The following is a 14996-nucleotide window of genomic DNA, read 5'->3' as shown; positions in this document are numbered from 1 at the left end:
AAGAAATGGCTAGAGATTTAAAATATACAAGAAATATCGGAATCGCTGCTCACATTGATGCTGGTAAAACAACAACAACTGAGCGTATTCTTTTTTATACTGGAAAGTCACACAAAATTGGTGAGGTACACGATGGTGCTGCAACAATGGACTGGATGGCTCAAGAGCAAGAAAGAGGTATTACAATTACTTCTGCTGCTACAACTTGTACCTGGAACTTTCCAACTGTACAAGGTAAAGTTATTCCAGAATCGTTACCATACCACTTTAACATTATTGATACTCCTGGACACGTTGACTTTACTGTAGAGGTAAACCGTTCTTTGCGTGTACTTGATGGTTTGGTTTTCTTATTTAGTGCTGTTGATGGTGTTGAGCCTCAATCAGAAACTAACTGGAGACTTGCTGATCAATATAGAGTTCCTCGTATGGGATTCGTAAATAAAATGGACCGTCAAGGTGCTAACTTTTTAGCTGTATGCGGACAGGTTAAAGATATGTTGAAATCAAATGCGGTTGCAATTACTTTGCCTATTGGTGATGAAGCAGATTTTAAAGGTATTGTTGACTTAGTTAAGAATCAAGCTATCGTATGGCATGATGAAACTCAAGGAGCTACTTTTGACGTTGTGGATATCCCAGCTGATATGGTTGATGATGTTAAGCATTACCGTTCTATCCTTATCGAAGAGATTGCAACTTATGATGAAAATCTTTTAGATAAGTACATGGAAGATGAAAATTCTATTACTGAAGAAGAGATCAACAACGCTTTAAGAGCGGCTACTATCGATATGGCAATCATTCCTATGCTTGCTGGTTCTTCTTTCAAAAACAAAGGTGTTCAATTTATGTTGGATGCAGTTTGTAAGTATTTACCATCTCCATTAGATAAAGAAGGTATTGAAGGAATTCACCCTGATGATGCTGAATTATTAGAAGAAGATCAAACTAAAATTATTCGTAGACCAGATGTAAAAGAGCCGTTCGCTGCTTTGGCATTTAAAATTGCTACTGACCCATTCGTTGGTCGTTTAGCTTTCTTCCGTGCTTACTCTGGACGTTTAGATGCAGGTTCTTACGTTTTAAATACTCGTTCTGGTAACAAAGAGAGAATTTCTCGTATTTACCAAATGCACGCTAACAAACAAAATCCAATCGAATTTATTGAGGCTGGAGATATTGGAGCTGCTGTAGGATTTAAAGATATCAAAACTGGAGATACTTTATCTGACGAGAAGCACCCAATTATCTTGGAATCTATGAAATTCCCAGAGCCAGTAATTGGTATTGCTATTGAGCCTAAAACTAAAGCTGACGTTGATAAAATGGGTATGGCTTTGGCTAAATTAGCTGAAGAGGATCCAACATTTACTGTAAGAACTGATGAGGCTTCAGGTCAAACTATTATTTCTGGTATGGGTGAGCTTCACTTAGATATCTTAGTTGATCGTATGAAACGTGAGTTTAAAGTAGAGGTTAACCAAGGTGAGCCACAAGTAGAGTACAAAGAGGCGTTTACTAAATCTGCTCAACATAGAGAAACGTACAAAAAACAATCTGGAGGTCGTGGTAAATTCGGTGATATCGTATTTAGAATCGAGCCTGCTGATGAAGTTGATGGTAAAGTTCCAGTTGGATTACAGTTCGTTAACGAGGTAAAAGGTGGTAACGTTCCTAAAGAATATATCCCTGCTGTTGAAAAAGGTTTCCGTGAGGCTATGAAAACAGGTCCATTGGCTGGATACGCTGTTGATAGTTTGAAAGTAACTTTGTTAGACGGATCTTTCCACCCTGTGGATTCTGATGCTCTTTCTTTTGAATTAGCTGCTAGAATGGGTTATAAAGAATCTGGACGTGCTGCTGGAGCTGTTATTCTTGAGCCAATCATGAAAATCGAAGTTATTACTCCTGAAGAAAACATGGGTGATATCGTAGGTGACTTGAACCGTCGTAGAGGTCAAGTTAATGACATGGGTGATAGAAATGGTGCTAAGACTATCAAAGCTGATGTGCCTTTATCAGAAATGTTTGGTTATGTAACTACATTAAGAACATTATCTTCTGGTAGAGCTACTTCGACAATGGAGTTCTCTCACTATGCAGAAACACCTTCTAATATTTCAGAAGAGGTAATCAAAAAAGCAAAAGGTAACGCTTAATTTAAAGAAAATGAGTCAAAAAATCAGAATAAAACTAAAATCTTACGATCACATGTTGGTGGATAAATCTGCTGAAAAGATCGTAAAAACAGTAAAAACTACTGGAGCGGTTGTAACAGGTCCAATTCCGTTGCCAACTCACAAAAAACTTTTCACTGTATTGCGTTCTCCGCACGTTAACAAAAAAGCGAGAGAGCAATTTGAAGTAATGTCATACAAGAGATTGATTGATATTTATTCATCTTCATCTAAAACTATTGATGCTTTAATGAAACTTGAATTGCCAAGTGGTGTTGAAGTAGAGATAAAAGTATAATTTTTTTATATTTTTTTCATATAAAAAGCGAGTCAGAAATGTCTCGCTTTTTTTTGTTTTTTAAAATAGCTTTCACAGTGTCTTTTTACGGGGATTTAAGGTTGGATTTATTTGGAAAATTTGTATAAATGCCTTTGTTTTAAAGCGATGCGAAGTTTTTTTGTTGTGATTTTATTAATTAATTGTTAAGTGTTATTTGTTTGTTGAAGGAAAAAATAAGATTGAATTTCGGGGTAAAAAAGGTCGTTTTTAGTCTTTGTTTTGAGCTTGGATTTTGATTATGAGCGATTTAATTTTTGTAACTGTTTGGTATATTCAATTTTAATAACTACTTTTGCACTCCCTGTTTGGAAATTTCTGTTATTTTCAAATTGAAGGGAATTTTAGTAATTAATAATTAATATTTATGTCTGGGTTAATTGGTAAGAAAATCGGCATGACTAGTATTTTCGACGAAAACGGGAAAAACATTCCTTGTACAGTAATCGAAGCTGGTCCATGCGTTGTTACCCAAGTCAGAACCAATGAGGTTGACGGGTATGAAGCGTTGCAACTTGGTTTCGATGACAAAAACGAGAAACATTCTACGAAAGCGGCTTTGGGTCACTTTAAGAAAGCTGGAACTGTTGCTAAGAAAAAAGTCGTTGAATTCCAAGATTTTGCAACTGAACAAAAATTAGGGGATCTTATTGATGTTTCTATTTTTGAAGAAGGAGAATTTGTAGATGTACAAGGTGTGTCTAAAGGTAAAGGTTTCCAAGGTGTTGTTAAGCGTCACGGTTTTGGTGGTGTTGGGCAAGCTACTCATGGTCAGCACAACCGTTTAAGAGCGCCAGGTTCTGTAGGAGCTTCTTCTTATCCATCTAGAGTATTCAAAGGAATGCGTATGGCTGGAAGAATGGGAGGAGAAAATGTAAAAGTTCAAAACCTTAGAGTTTTAAAAGTAGTTGCTGAAAAGAACCTACTTGTTGTTAAAGGATGTATTCCAGGACACAAAAACTCTTACGTAATCATTCAGAAGTAATGGAAGTAAAAGTATTAGATTTCAACGGAAAAGATACTGGAAGAAAAGTTCAACTTTCTGATTCAGTATTCGCAATTGAGCCAAACAATCACGCTGTATATCTTGATGTTAAGCAATATCTTGCTAATCAAAGACAGGGTACTCACAAAGCTAAAGAAAGAGCTGAAGTAACTGGAAGTACACGTAAGATTAAAAAACAAAAAGGAACTGGTACTGCTCGTGCAGGAAGTGTTAAGAATCCTTTGTTTAAAGGAGGAGGAACAGTTTTCGGGCCAAGACCAAGAAGTTATTCATTCAAATTGAATAAAAACTTGAAAAGATTGGCTAGAAAATCAGCTTTCTCAATTAAAGCAAAAGAATCAAATATTGTAGTTCTTGAAGACTTTAATTTTGAAGCGCCAAACACTAAAAATTTCATTAACGTTTTGAAAGCTTTAGGGTTAGAAAATAAAAAATCTCTATTCGTGTTGGGTGAGTCAAATAAAAATGTATATTTGTCGTCACGCAATTTAAAGGCTTCAAATGTCGTAACTAGCTCAGAATTAAGCACTTACGCAATATTAAACGCTAATAATTTAGTGCTTTTGGAAGGTTCTTTAGAGTTAATTGAAGAAAATTTAAGTAAATAATAGGAATATGAGCATCATTATCAGACCTATAGTAACAGAAAAAGTAACCAAAGAAAGTGAAGTTCTAAATCGCTTCGGATTCGTTGTTAACAAAAAAGCAAACAAAGTTGAGATTAAGAAAGCTGTTGAAGCTGCTTATGGAGTAACTATCGTTTCTGTTAACACAATGAATGTGAGACCAGATAGATCTACTAAATACACTAAAAGTGGTTTAATCAGTGGAAAGACAAATGCATACAAAAAAGCAATTGTTCAAGTACAAGAAGGAGAAACAATTGATTTTTACAACAATATCTAAGATAGAAAAATGTCAGTAAGAAAATTAAAACCTATTACCCCAGGTCAGCGATTTAGAGTTGTGAATGGTTATGACGCCATTACAACTGATAAGCCGGAACGCTCTTTGATAGCGCCGATAAAAAACTCTGGAGGTAGAAATAGTCAAGGAAAGATGACCATGCGTTATACGGGTGGTGGTCACAAGCAGAGATATCGTATTATTGATTTCAAAAGAACTAAAGATGGAATTCCAGCTACAGTGAAATCAATCGAATACGATCCAAATCGTACTGCGTTTATTGCTTTATTAGCTTATGCTGATGGGGCAAAAACTTATATTATCGCTCAAAACGGATTGAAAGTTGGTCAGAAATTAGTTTCTGGGCCAGAATCTCAACCAGAGATTGGTAATACTTTACCTTTAAGCAGAATTCCTCTTGGAACTGTTATATCTTGTATTGAGTTACGTCCAGGACAAGGAGCTGTTATTGCTCGTTCAGCAGGAACTTTTGCTCAGTTAATGGCAAGAGACGGGAAATATGCAACAATTAAAATGCCATCTGGTGAGACAAGATTAATCTTGTTAACTTGTTCGGCTACAATTGGAGCTGTTTCTAATTCTGACCACCAATTAGTTGTATCTGGTAAAGCAGGTAGAACAAGATGGTTAGGAAGAAGACCTAGAACTAGACCAGTAGCGATGAACCCAGTTGATCACCCAATGGGAGGTGGTGAAGGACGTTCATCTGGAGGGCATCCACGTTCAAGAAACGGATTGCCAGCTAAAGGTTACAGAACTCGTTCTAAGAAAAACCCGAGTAACAAGTATATCGTAGAACGTAGAAAGAAATAATAAGATATGGCACGTTCATTAAAAAAAGGACCTTTCGTTCATTATAAATTAGACAAGAAAGTTCAAGAAAACGTAGAAAGTGGTAAAAATGCAGTTGTAAAGACTTGGTCTAGAGCTTCAATGATTACACCAGATTTCGTTGGACAAACTATCGCAGTTCATAACGGCCGTCAATTTGTACCAGTTTACGTAACAGAAAACATGGTAGGTCACAAATTAGGAGAGTTTTCACCAACTAGATCTTTTAGAGGTCATGCTGGAGCAAAAAATAAAGGTAAAAAATAAAAGAAGCAATGGGAGTTCGTAAAAGAGAAACAGCAGATGCGAGAAAAGAGGCCAATAAGTCTATCGCTTTCGCAAAATTGAATAACTGCCCTACTTCACCTAGAAAAATGCGCTTAGTAGCGGACTTGGTAAGAGGTCAGAAGGTAGAAAGAGCACTTAACATTTTAAGATTCAGTTCTAAAGAAGCTTCAAGAAAATTAGAAAAACTATTATTATCTGCAATCAACAACTGGGAGCAAAAAAATAGTGAAGGTAATTTAGAAGAAGCTGGATTATTTGTTAAAGAGATCAGAGTAGATGGTGGAATGATGTTAAAAAGACTTCGTCCAGCTCCGCAAGGTCGTGCACACAGAATAAGAAAACGTTCTAACCACGTAACAATCGTGCTTGGAGCTATCAATAACACACAAAGCAATTCTTAAGCAGCATGGGACAAAAGACAAATCCAATTGGAAATAGACTTGGTATCATCAGAGGATGGGACTCAAACTGGTATGGTGGAAATGATTACGGCGATAAATTAGCTGAAGATCACAAAATCAGAAAGTATATCCACGCTCGTTTATCAAAAGCTAGTGTATCAAAAGTAATCATCGAGAGAACTTTGAAACTTGTAACCGTTACTATCACTACTGCTAGACCTGGTATCATTATCGGAAAAGGTGGACAAGAGGTAGACAAGTTGAAAGAAGAACTTAAGAAAGTTACTGACAAAGAGGTTCAAATTAACATTTTTGAAATCAAAAGACCTGAGTTAGATGCTTATCTTGTGGCTACAAGCATCGCTCGTCAAATCGAAAGCCGTATTTCTTACAGACGTGCAATCAAAATGGCTATTGCTGCTTCTATGCGTATGAACGCTGAAGGTATCAAAGTTTTGATTTCTGGTCGTTTGAATGGTGCGGAGATGGCGCGTTCAGAAGGTTTCAAAGAAGGTAGAATTCCTCTATCAACTTTCAGAGCTGACATTGATTATGCTTTGGCTGAAGCTCACACTACCTACGGTAGAATGGGTATCAAAGTATGGATCATGAAAGGTGAAGTTTACGGTAAGAGAGAGCTTTCTCCGCTTGCTGGAATGGACAAAAAACAATCTGGTACAGGTGGTGGTAAAGGTGGAGATGCTCCTAGAGGCAAATCTAACTTTAACAAAGGCGGTAAACCAGATGCTCGTAAAAGAAAGTAAATTTTTAAACTAAAGAAAAATGTTACAGCCTAAAAGAACAAAATACCGTAAGGTACAAAAAGGTAGAATGAAAGGTAACTCTCAAAGAGGGCATGAACTTTCAAATGGAATGTTTGGAATTAAATCTGTACATGAAGATGGAATGTTCTTAACTTCTCGTCAAATCGAAGCTGCACGTATCGCTGCAACTCGTTACATGAAAAGAGAGGGACAATTATGGATCAAAATTTTCCCAGACAAACCTATCACTAAGAAGCCTCTTGAAGTACGTATGGGTAAAGGTAAAGGAGCAGTTGAATATTGGGCTGCTGTTGTTAAACCAGGAAGAATTATGTTTGAAGTTGGAGGGGTTCCATTGTCAGTTGCAAAAGAGGCTTTGCGTCTTGCAGCTCAAAAACTTCCAGTAAAAACTAAGTTCGTCGTTGCTAGAGATTTCGAAGCATAATTTATATTTATTATGAAACAATCAGAAATAAAAGATCTTTCTGCAGCGGAGTTGCAAGAAAAGCTTAGTCAAACTAAGAAACTATATGCTGACCTGAAAATGGCTCATGCTATTTCTCCAATTGCAAACCCACTTCAAATTAGAAGTGTAAGAAGAACAGTTGCTAGATTGGCTACTGAGTTAACTAAAAGAGAGTTACAATAATTGTATTCTGCTGAAAGATGGAAGAAAAAAGAAATTTAAGAAAAGAAAGAATAGGTGTTGTTACTTCAAATAAGATGGATAAATCTATCGTTATTTCAGAAGTAAGAAAAGTAAAACACCCATTATACGGTAAGTTCGTGTTAAAAACTAAGAAATATGTTGCGCACGACGAAAAAAACGACTGTAACATTGGAGATACTGTAAGAATTAGCGAAACGCGTCCTTTAAGTAAAACAAAATGTTGGAGATTAGTTGAAATCTTAGAAAGAGCTAAATAATTATGGTACAACAAGAATCAAGACTAAAAGTAGCAGATAACACGGGAGCTAAAGAAGTTTTAACTATTCGTGTTTTAGGAGGTACTAAAAGAAGATATGCCTCTGTTGGTGACAAAATTGTAGTTTCTATCAAAGATGCAACTCCAAACGGAAACGTGAAAAAAGGAGCTGTTTCAACTGCAGTTGTTGTACGTACTAAAAAAGAAGTGAGAAGAGCTGATGGTTCTTATATCCGTTTCGATGACAATGCATGCGTTCTTTTGAATGCTGCAGGGGAAATGAGAGGAACTCGTGTTTTTGGTCCGGTAGCAAGAGAACTTCGTGAAAAACAATTCATGAAAATTGTATCATTAGCACCAGAAGTGCTTTAATTCGTTTTAAGATGATAAAGCTAAAAATAAAATCAGGAGATATCGTAAGAGTTATTGCTGGAGACCATAAAGGTGCTGAAGGTAAAGTTTTACGTGTTTACCGTGAAAAAAACAAAGCGATCGTTGAAGGTGTAAACATGGTTTCTAAACATACTAAACCAAGTGCTAAAAACCCTCAAGGTGGTATCGTTAAGAAAGAAGCTTCTATTCAAATTTCTAACATTGCTTTAATTGATCCTAAAACTAAGGAAACAACTAGAGTAGGTATTAGAGTAGAAGGAGATAAGAAAGTAAGATTTTCAAAAAAATCTAATCAAGTACTATAGTAATGGCATATACACCTAGACTAAAAGAAGAATATAAGAGTAGAGTAATCTCTGCTCTTAAAGAAGAGTTCGGATATACAAACGTAATGCAAGTTCCTAAACTTGAAAAAATCGTTTTGAGCCGTGGAGTTGGTGCAGCTGTATCTGATAAAAAACTTATTGACTATGCTGTTGATGAGTTGACAAAGATCACTGGACAAAAAGCAGTTTCTACAATCTCTAAGAAAGACGTTGCGTCTTTCAAATTGAGAAAAGGAATGCCTATTGGAGCAAAAGTTACTTTGCGTGGAGAAAGAATGTATGAGTTTTTAGATAGACTTATTACTTCTGCTTTACCACGTGTTAGAGATTTTGGTGGTATTAAATCTACTGGTTTCGACGGAAGAGGTAACTATAACCTTGGAGTTTTGGAGCAAATCATTTTCCCAGAAATTGATATTGACAAAGTAAACAAAATTTCAGGAATGGATATTACTTTTGTTACTACTGCAAAAACAGACAAGGAAGCAAAGTCATTATTGGCTGAATTAGGATTACCTTTTAAAAAGAATTAAGACATGGCTAAAGAATCAATGAAAGCCCGCGAGGTGAAAAGAGAGAAAACGGTAGCTAAGTATGCTGAAAAGAGAAAAGCTTTGTTGGAAGCTGGAGACTATGAAGGTTTACAAAGATTACCAAAAAATGCTTCACCAGTTCGTTTACATAATCGTTGTAAATTAACAGGTAGACCTAGAGGTTATATCCGTCAATTCGGTATTTCACGTGTAACTTTCCGTGAAATGGCTAACAATGGATTAATTCCAGGAGTTAAAAAGGCTTCTTGGTAATCTCGCAATAAGTTATTACTTTTGCAAACCAAAAAATAATTTTTAATTGATTAAAGGTTCGGGAAACGAGTGTTTCCCGAAAACCATAATCGCAATCAAATACATATGTATACAGATCCTATTGCAGATTATTTGACTAGAGTTCGTAACGCCGTGGCTGCAAACCACAAAGTTGTTGAAATTCCAGCATCTAATCTTAAAAAAGAGATAACTAAGATCTTATTCGATCAAGGTTACATCTTAAGTTACAAATTTGAGCAGAACACTGTACAAGGTTCTATCAAAATTGCTTTGAAGTATGATAAAGATACTAAAGAGCCTGTAATCAAAGATATCCAAAGAATTAGTAAACCTGGTTTACGTAAGTACGCAGGTGCTGCCAAATTACCTAGAATCCTTAACGGATTAGGAATTGCTATTGTTTCTACATCAAAAGGGTTGATGACTGGAAAACAAGCTAAGCAATTAAATGTAGGTGGTGAAGTAATTTGTTACGTATACTAATTTTAAACACTAGATAAGATGTCAAGAATAGGTAAAAGCCCAATTGTAATCCCTGCTGGTGTAACTGTTGAAGTTAAAGACGGTATTATTACGGTAAAAGGAAAAAAAGGTCAACTAGTTCAGGAGTTTTCGGACGTAAATGTAACTGTTGAAGGCGATCAAGTTTTAGTAGAAAGATCGTCTGATCATAAAGACCATAGAGCAAAACACGGATTATTCAGATCTTTGATCAGTAATATGGTTGTTGGTGTATCTGAAGGTTTCACAAAAGAACTAGAATTAGTTGGAGTTGGTTATAGAGCTTCAAACCAAGGTCAAAAATTAGATTTAGCTCTTGGATATTCTCACAATATTGTTTTAGAAATTGCTCCAGAAGTATCTCTAGAAACAATATCTGAAAAAGGTAAGAACCCTATCGTAAAATTAACATCATTTGATAAACAACTTTTAGGTCAAGTGGCTGCGAAAATCAGAGGTTTCCGTAAGCCTGAGCCATATAAAGGAAAAGGTGTTAAATTTGTGGGTGAAGTATTAAGAAGAAAAGCAGGTAAATCAGCTTAAAATATAAGATTATGTCATTAACAAAATCTGAAAGAAGACAGAGAATTAAATTCAGAATTAGAAAATCGGTTAGTGGTACTGCTGCAAGACCTAGACTTTCTGTTTTTAGAAGTAATAAAGAAATTTACGCTCAAATTATTGATGATGTAAATGGAGTTACTATATTAGCTGCATCTTCAAGAGAAAAAGAAATAGGAAAAGGTACTAACGTTGAAATCGCTGCTGCTGTTGGAAAATTAGTTGCAGAGAAAGCGTTAAAAGCTGGGATAGATACTATCACTTTCGATAGAGGTGGATATTTATATCACGGTCGTATTAAATCATTAGCAGAAGGCGCAAGAGCCGCTGGACTTAAATTCTAATATATTATGTCTAAATACAAAAATGTAGAATTGGTAAAACCTAGTGGTCTTGAACTTAAAGATCGTCTAGTTAGTGTTAATCGTGTTACTAAAGTTACAAAAGGAGGTAGAGCTTTCGGTTTTTCTGCTATTGTAGTTGTAGGTGATGAAAATGGAGTAGTTGGTCACGGATTAGGAAAATCTAAAGACGTTTCTGAAGCAATTGCGAAAGCTGTAGAAGATGCTAAGAAAAACTTGGTGAGAATTCCTTTGAATGGTCAATCAGTTCCTCACGAACAAAAAGGTAAATTTGGTGGTGCACGTGTATTCTTAATTCCTGCTTCTCATGGTACGGGAGTTATTGCTGGTGGAGCTGTTCGTTCAGTTCTTGAATCAGTGGGTATTCACGACGTATTGTCTAAATCTCAAGGATCATCTAATCCTCACAACGTAGTGAAAGCAACTTTTGATGCTTTATTACAAATGAGAAGCGCTCACACTGTTGCAAAACAAAGAGGTGTTTCTTTAGAAAAAGTTTTTAAAGGTTAATTCAAGGAAATTATGGCTAAATTATTAGTAAAACAAGTAAGAAGCAAAATCAACTGCCCTCTTTCTCAAAAGAGAGGTTTGGAGGCTTTAGGTCTACGTAAAATTGGACAAGTTGTGGAGCATGATTCAAATCCTGCTATCCTTGGTATGATAAACAAAGTTAAACACTTAGTTTCTGTAGAAGAAGCTAAATAACAAATACTGTTATGAATTTAAGTAACTTACAACCAGCTGAAGGATCAACGCACAATCAAAATAAAAGATTAGGTAGAGGAGAAGGTTCTGGAAAAGGTGGCACTGCTGCAAGAGGTCACAAAGGAGCAAAATCTCGTTCTGGTTACTCTAAAAAGATTGGTTTTGAAGGAGGGCAAATGCCGCTTCAAAGACGTGTGCCTAAGTTTGGTTTCACAAACATCAATCGTAAAGAATACGAAGGTGTTAATTTAGATACGCTTCAATTATTAGTAGACAAAGGTGTGATTACTGATTCTGTTTCTATGACAGATTTCGTGGCGAACCGTCTAGCTTCTAAGAATGAAATCGTTAAGATTTTAGGAAGAGGAGAATTGAAAGCAAAATTAAAAGTAACTGCTCACAAATTTACTGCTACTGCAAAAGCCGCTATCGAAGCTGCTGGTGGAGAGGCTGTAACAATATAATTTTTCTATTGTATGAAGAAATTTATTGAATCAATTAGCAATGTTTGGAAAATCGAAGAACTAAAGAATAGAATTCTAATTACTTTAGGATTGCTTTTAGTATATCGTTTTGGAGCACACGTTACTCTTCCTGGAGTTGATGCAACTCAATTAACAGGTTTAGCGGGACAAACTAAACAAGGTTTAGGGTCTGTCCTAGACATGTTTACAGGAGGTGCTTTTTCTAAAGCATCAGTTTTTGCTTTAGGAATTATGCCTTATATTTCTGCATCTATTGTTGTTCAGTTAATGGGAATAGCTATTCCTTATTTGCAAAAACTTCAAAATGATGGAGAGAGTGGTAGAAAAAAGATTAATCAAATTACACGTTGGTTAACTATTGCTATTACATTGGTTCAAGGTCCAACTTATATCTACAATTTATACAGAACATTGCCTGGTAGTGCTTTTCTACTAGGCTTTAATTCGCCTGAATTTTTATTCTCGTCTGTAATCATTTTAGTTACTGGTACAATTTTTGCTATGTGGCTAGGTGAAAAAATTACTGATAAAGGTATTGGAAATGGAATTTCATTATTGATTATGGTTGGTATTTTAGCTCGTTTACCACAAGCTTTTATGCAAGAATTTAAGTCTGTAGTTACAAACAATACTGGAGGCTTAATGTTAATGGCCATTGAAATTATTGTATGGTTATTAGTAATTATTTCTTGTGTATTGCTTACTATGGCAGTGCGTAGAATTCCAGTTCAATACGCTCGTCGTACTACAACTGGTGACTACGAGCAAGATTTAGCAGGTGGTAATAGACAATGGATTCCACTTAAGCTTAATGCTTCTGGGGTTATGCCAATCATTTTTGCTCAGGCAATTATGTTTATACCTGCGGCTGTAGCTGGATTATCTAAATCAGATACATCACAATCTATTGTTGGTGCATTTAGTGATATGTTCGGTTTTTGGTATAATTTTGTATTTGCAACTTTAATTATTGTATTTACATTTTTCTATACTGCAATAACTGTTCCTACTAACAAAATGGCTGATGATTTAAAAAGAAGCGGTGGTTTTATTCCGGGTGTTCGCCCAGGAGCTGAAACTTCGGATTTTCTTGATAAAGTGATGTCTTTAATAACTTTCCCAGGATCTTTATTCCTTGCTTTGATTGCTGTGTTCCCAGCTATTGTTGTAAGTATTATGGATGTACAACAATCTTGGGCAATGTTTTTTGGAGGTACCTCATTAATAATTATGGTTGGAGTTGCAATAGATACTATTCAACAAATCAATTCATACTTGTTAAACAAGCATTATGATGGTTTAATGAAGACTGGTAAAAATAGAAAAGCGGTAGCTTAGTATTATTTATGGCAAAACAATCAGCAATAGAACAAGACGGATCAATCATCGAAGCATTGTCAAATGCGATGTTCCGTGTAGAGTTAGAAAATGGACATATTGTAATTGCTCATATTTCTGGTAAAATGCGAATGCATTACATCAAATTATTACCTGGTGATAAAGTGAAGTTAGAAATGAGCCCTTATGATTTGTCAAAAGCAAGAATTACTTATCGATATTAAAGGATATTCACTATGAAAGTTAGAGCATCAGTAAAAAAGAGAAGTGCCGAGTGCATTATCGTGCGTAGAAAAGGGAGACTGTACGTAATAAACAAAAAGAATCCTAGATTTAAACAAAGACAAGGATAATTATGGCAAGAATAGCAGGGGTAGATATCCCAAAAAACAAAAGAGGTGTTATCGCACTTACCTATATCTTCGGATTAGGAAAAAGTAGAGCTATTGAGATTTTAGAAAAAGCTCAAGTAAGCCAAGATAAAAAAGTTCAAGATTGGAATGATGACGAGATCGGAGCAATTCGTGATGCGGTTTCATTTTACAAAATTGAAGGAGAATTGCGTTCTGAAATTTCTTTAAACATTAAACGTTTAATGGATATTGGATGTTACAGAGGAATTCGTCATAGATCTGGTCTTCCATTAAGAGGGCAAAGAACTAAAAACAACTCAAGAACAAGAAAAGGTAAAAGAAAAACTGTTGCTAACAAGAAAAAAGCAACTAAATAATAAGTAATATGGCTAAAGCAACTGCAAAAAAACGTAAAGTTATCGTTGAATCAACGGGTGAGGCTCATATTTCTGCCACTTTTAATAACATTATTATTTCTTTGACTAATAAGAAAGGTGAAGTTATCTCTTGGTCTTCAGCTGGTAAAATGGGTTTCAGAGGTTCTAAAAAGAACACTCCTTATGCAGCTCAAATGGCAGCAGAAGATTGCGCTAAAGTAGCACTTGAGGCAGGACTTAAAAAAGTGAAAGTTTATGTAAAAGGACCAGGTAACGGACGCGAGTCTGCTATCCGTTCTATTCATAACGGTGGAATTGAAGTTACTGAAATTATTGATGTTACTCCAATGCCACACAACGGATGTCGTCCTCCAAAAAGACGTAGAGTTTAATTTTTTATTTTTATAGTATAAACAAGGTAGAACATAGATTATCGAAGGATTAGACCTGAATTCATAATTTCTACCTTAAAATTTTTTTTAAAATGGCAAGATATACTGGTCCTAAAACCAAAATCGCTCGTAAATTTGGCGAGGCAATCTTCGGAGATGATAAATCTTTCGAAAAAAGAAATTACCCACCTGGACAACACGGGATGGCTAAAAAAAGAGGAAAAAAATCTGAGTATGCTGTTCAGTTAATGGAAAAGCAAAAAGCTAAATATTCTTACGGAATTTTAGAAAAACAATTCAGAAATTTATTCGAAAAAGCATCAGCTACTAAAGGAGTTACTGGTGAAGTTTTATTACAATTATGCGAAGCAAGATTAGATAATGTTGTTTTTAGAATGGGAATTGCTCCATCTAGAAGAGGTGCGCGTCAAATCGTTTCTCACAGACACATTACTGTAAATGGAGAGGTTGTAAATATTCCTTCTTACCACCTTAAGCCTGGTGATAAAGTTGCAGTTCGTGAAAAATCTAAATCTTTAGAAGCTATCGAACGTTCTTTATCAAATTCAAGTCATGTTTATGAATGGATTACTTGGAACAATGATCTTAAAGAAGGAACTTTCGTTTCTGTACCTGCGAGACTTCAAATTCCTGAAAACATTAAAGAACAATTAATCGTAGAGTTGTACAACAAATAATAATTGACTTAGTCGAAA

General features: G+C 35.5%; 28 protein-coding genes. All 28 read left to right on the top strand.

Annotated features, from left to right (window positions below; all coding sequences use genetic code 11):
- The first annotated feature begins 5 nt into the window (after positions 1-5).
- The 28 genes from fusA (at position 6) to rpsD (ending at position 14978) form a co-directional block, all read left to right on the top strand.
- Entirely contained in the window at positions 6-2162 is a 2157-nt protein-coding gene (gene fusA / locus H600_RS0105685) for an elongation factor G (protein ID WP_026727878.1), read from the top strand.
- A 10-nt stretch (positions 2163-2172) separates the two neighbouring features.
- Positions 2173-2478 (top strand): 30S ribosomal protein S10, encoded by a 306-nt coding sequence (gene rpsJ, locus H600_RS0105680; protein ID WP_007803605.1) that lies wholly within the window; start codon positions 2173-2175, stop codon positions 2476-2478.
- Between the two features lie 406 nt (positions 2479-2884).
- Positions 2885-3502: a 50S ribosomal protein L3 gene (gene rplC / locus H600_RS0105675; RefSeq protein ID WP_026727877.1), complete on the top strand. Its 618-nt coding sequence runs from the start codon at positions 2885-2887 to the stop codon at positions 3500-3502.
- On the top strand, positions 3502-4131 hold the full coding sequence (rplD, locus tag H600_RS0105670) for a 50S ribosomal protein L4 (protein ID WP_026727876.1): 630 nt from the start codon (positions 3502-3504) through the stop codon (positions 4129-4131). Before rplC ends, rplD begins: the two co-directional genes overlap by 1 nt.
- Before the next feature lie 7 nt (positions 4132-4138).
- Complete coding sequence (gene rplW / locus H600_RS0105665) at positions 4139-4429, top strand: 50S ribosomal protein L23 (protein WP_008464286.1); 291 nt, start codon at positions 4139-4141, stop codon at positions 4427-4429.
- Between the two features lie 9 nt (positions 4430-4438).
- Positions 4439-5263: a 50S ribosomal protein L2 gene (gene rplB, locus H600_RS0105660; RefSeq protein ID WP_026727875.1), complete on the top strand. Its 825-nt coding sequence runs from the start codon at positions 4439-4441 to the stop codon at positions 5261-5263.
- Positions 5264-5269: 6 nt separating this feature from the next.
- Positions 5270-5548, top strand: coding sequence for a 30S ribosomal protein S19 (rpsS, locus tag H600_RS0105655; RefSeq protein ID WP_008464288.1), 279 nt, complete (start codon positions 5270-5272; stop codon positions 5546-5548).
- 8 nt (positions 5549-5556) lie between these two features.
- Entirely contained in the window at positions 5557-5970 is a 414-nt protein-coding gene (gene rplV / locus H600_RS0105650) for a 50S ribosomal protein L22 (protein ID WP_007803631.1), read from the top strand.
- Between the two features lie 5 nt (positions 5971-5975).
- Positions 5976-6734, top strand: coding sequence for a 30S ribosomal protein S3 (gene rpsC / locus H600_RS0105645; RefSeq protein ID WP_008464292.1), 759 nt, complete (start codon positions 5976-5978; stop codon positions 6732-6734).
- A 19-nt stretch (positions 6735-6753) separates the two neighbouring features.
- Positions 6754-7179 carry a 50S ribosomal protein L16 gene (gene rplP, locus H600_RS0105640; protein WP_008464295.1) on the top strand — a complete coding sequence of 142 codons (426 nt, stop codon included), beginning with the start codon at positions 6754-6756 and terminating at the stop codon, positions 7177-7179.
- A gap of 12 nt (positions 7180-7191) precedes the next feature.
- The gene (gene rpmC / locus H600_RS0105635; protein ID WP_026727874.1) at positions 7192-7383 is read left to right on the top strand and encodes a 50S ribosomal protein L29; all 192 of its coding nucleotides are present in this window, start codon (positions 7192-7194) and stop codon (positions 7381-7383) included.
- A gap of 17 nt (positions 7384-7400) precedes the next feature.
- Positions 7401-7661: a 30S ribosomal protein S17 gene (gene rpsQ, locus H600_RS0105630; RefSeq protein WP_008464298.1), complete on the top strand. Its 261-nt coding sequence runs from the start codon at positions 7401-7403 to the stop codon at positions 7659-7661.
- Positions 7662-7663: 2 nt separating this feature from the next.
- On the top strand, positions 7664-8032 hold the full coding sequence (gene rplN / locus H600_RS0105625; protein ID WP_007803649.1) for a 50S ribosomal protein L14: 369 nt from the start codon (positions 7664-7666) through the stop codon (positions 8030-8032).
- Positions 8033-8043: 11 nt separating this feature from the next.
- Positions 8044-8358: a 50S ribosomal protein L24 gene (gene rplX, locus H600_RS0105620; RefSeq protein ID WP_026727873.1), complete on the top strand. Its 315-nt coding sequence runs from the start codon at positions 8044-8046 to the stop codon at positions 8356-8358.
- Positions 8359-8360: 2 nt separating this feature from the next.
- Positions 8361-8912 carry a 50S ribosomal protein L5 gene (gene rplE / locus H600_RS0105615; RefSeq protein WP_026727872.1) on the top strand — a complete coding sequence of 184 codons (552 nt, stop codon included), beginning with the start codon at positions 8361-8363 and terminating at the stop codon, positions 8910-8912.
- A 3-nt stretch (positions 8913-8915) separates the two neighbouring features.
- Positions 8916-9185: a 30S ribosomal protein S14 gene (rpsN, locus tag H600_RS0105610; RefSeq protein ID WP_008464305.1), complete on the top strand. Its 270-nt coding sequence runs from the start codon at positions 8916-8918 to the stop codon at positions 9183-9185.
- Positions 9186-9290: 105 nt separating this feature from the next.
- Positions 9291-9689: a 30S ribosomal protein S8 gene (gene rpsH / locus H600_RS0105605; RefSeq protein ID WP_008464306.1), complete on the top strand. Its 399-nt coding sequence runs from the start codon at positions 9291-9293 to the stop codon at positions 9687-9689.
- Positions 9690-9707: 18 nt separating this feature from the next.
- Complete coding sequence (gene rplF / locus H600_RS0105600) at positions 9708-10250, top strand: 50S ribosomal protein L6 (protein ID WP_012022483.1); 543 nt, start codon at positions 9708-9710, stop codon at positions 10248-10250.
- An 11-nt stretch (positions 10251-10261) separates the two neighbouring features.
- The gene (gene rplR / locus H600_RS0105595; protein ID WP_026727871.1) at positions 10262-10612 is read left to right on the top strand and encodes a 50S ribosomal protein L18; all 351 of its coding nucleotides are present in this window, start codon (positions 10262-10264) and stop codon (positions 10610-10612) included.
- A 3-nt stretch (positions 10613-10615) separates the two neighbouring features.
- Positions 10616-11140: a 30S ribosomal protein S5 gene (gene rpsE / locus H600_RS0105590; protein WP_085949269.1), complete on the top strand. Its 525-nt coding sequence runs from the start codon at positions 10616-10618 to the stop codon at positions 11138-11140.
- A 12-nt stretch (positions 11141-11152) separates the two neighbouring features.
- A complete protein-coding gene (gene rpmD, locus H600_RS0105585; protein ID WP_026727870.1) occupies positions 11153-11335 on the top strand; it encodes a 50S ribosomal protein L30 in 183 nt (60 codons plus the stop codon).
- An 11-nt stretch (positions 11336-11346) separates the two neighbouring features.
- The gene (gene rplO / locus H600_RS0105580; protein WP_026727869.1) at positions 11347-11799 is read left to right on the top strand and encodes a 50S ribosomal protein L15; all 453 of its coding nucleotides are present in this window, start codon (positions 11347-11349) and stop codon (positions 11797-11799) included.
- Positions 11800-11811: 12 nt separating this feature from the next.
- Complete coding sequence (gene secY / locus H600_RS0105575) at positions 11812-13158, top strand: preprotein translocase subunit SecY (RefSeq protein WP_026727868.1); 1347 nt, start codon at positions 11812-11814, stop codon at positions 13156-13158.
- Positions 13159-13166: 8 nt separating this feature from the next.
- The gene (gene infA / locus H600_RS0105570) at positions 13167-13382 is read left to right on the top strand and encodes a translation initiation factor IF-1 (protein ID WP_007136545.1); all 216 of its coding nucleotides are present in this window, start codon (positions 13167-13169) and stop codon (positions 13380-13382) included.
- A 12-nt stretch (positions 13383-13394) separates the two neighbouring features.
- Positions 13395-13511 carry a type B 50S ribosomal protein L36 gene (ykgO, locus tag H600_RS22680; protein WP_002987490.1) on the top strand — a complete coding sequence of 39 codons (117 nt, stop codon included), beginning with the start codon at positions 13395-13397 and terminating at the stop codon, positions 13509-13511.
- 2 nt (positions 13512-13513) lie between these two features.
- Positions 13514-13888, top strand: a complete 375-nt coding sequence (rpsM, locus tag H600_RS0105565; protein WP_026727867.1) for a 30S ribosomal protein S13 — start codon at positions 13514-13516, stop codon at positions 13886-13888.
- Positions 13889-13896: 8 nt separating this feature from the next.
- The gene (gene rpsK / locus H600_RS0105560; protein ID WP_026727866.1) at positions 13897-14280 is read left to right on the top strand and encodes a 30S ribosomal protein S11; all 384 of its coding nucleotides are present in this window, start codon (positions 13897-13899) and stop codon (positions 14278-14280) included.
- Between the two features lie 92 nt (positions 14281-14372).
- Positions 14373-14978 (top strand): 30S ribosomal protein S4, encoded by a 606-nt coding sequence (gene rpsD, locus H600_RS0105555; RefSeq protein WP_008464326.1) that lies wholly within the window; start codon positions 14373-14375, stop codon positions 14976-14978.
- Positions 14979-14996 lie beyond the last annotated feature (18 nt).

The sequence above is a fragment of the Flavobacterium denitrificans DSM 15936 genome, from assembly GCF_000425445.1.
Taxonomy (GTDB): Bacteria; Bacteroidota; Bacteroidia; order Flavobacteriales; family Flavobacteriaceae; genus Flavobacterium; species Flavobacterium denitrificans.
The sequence above is the reverse complement of the archived record's forward strand: the minus strand, read 5'-3'. Positions and strand labels throughout refer to the sequence as shown.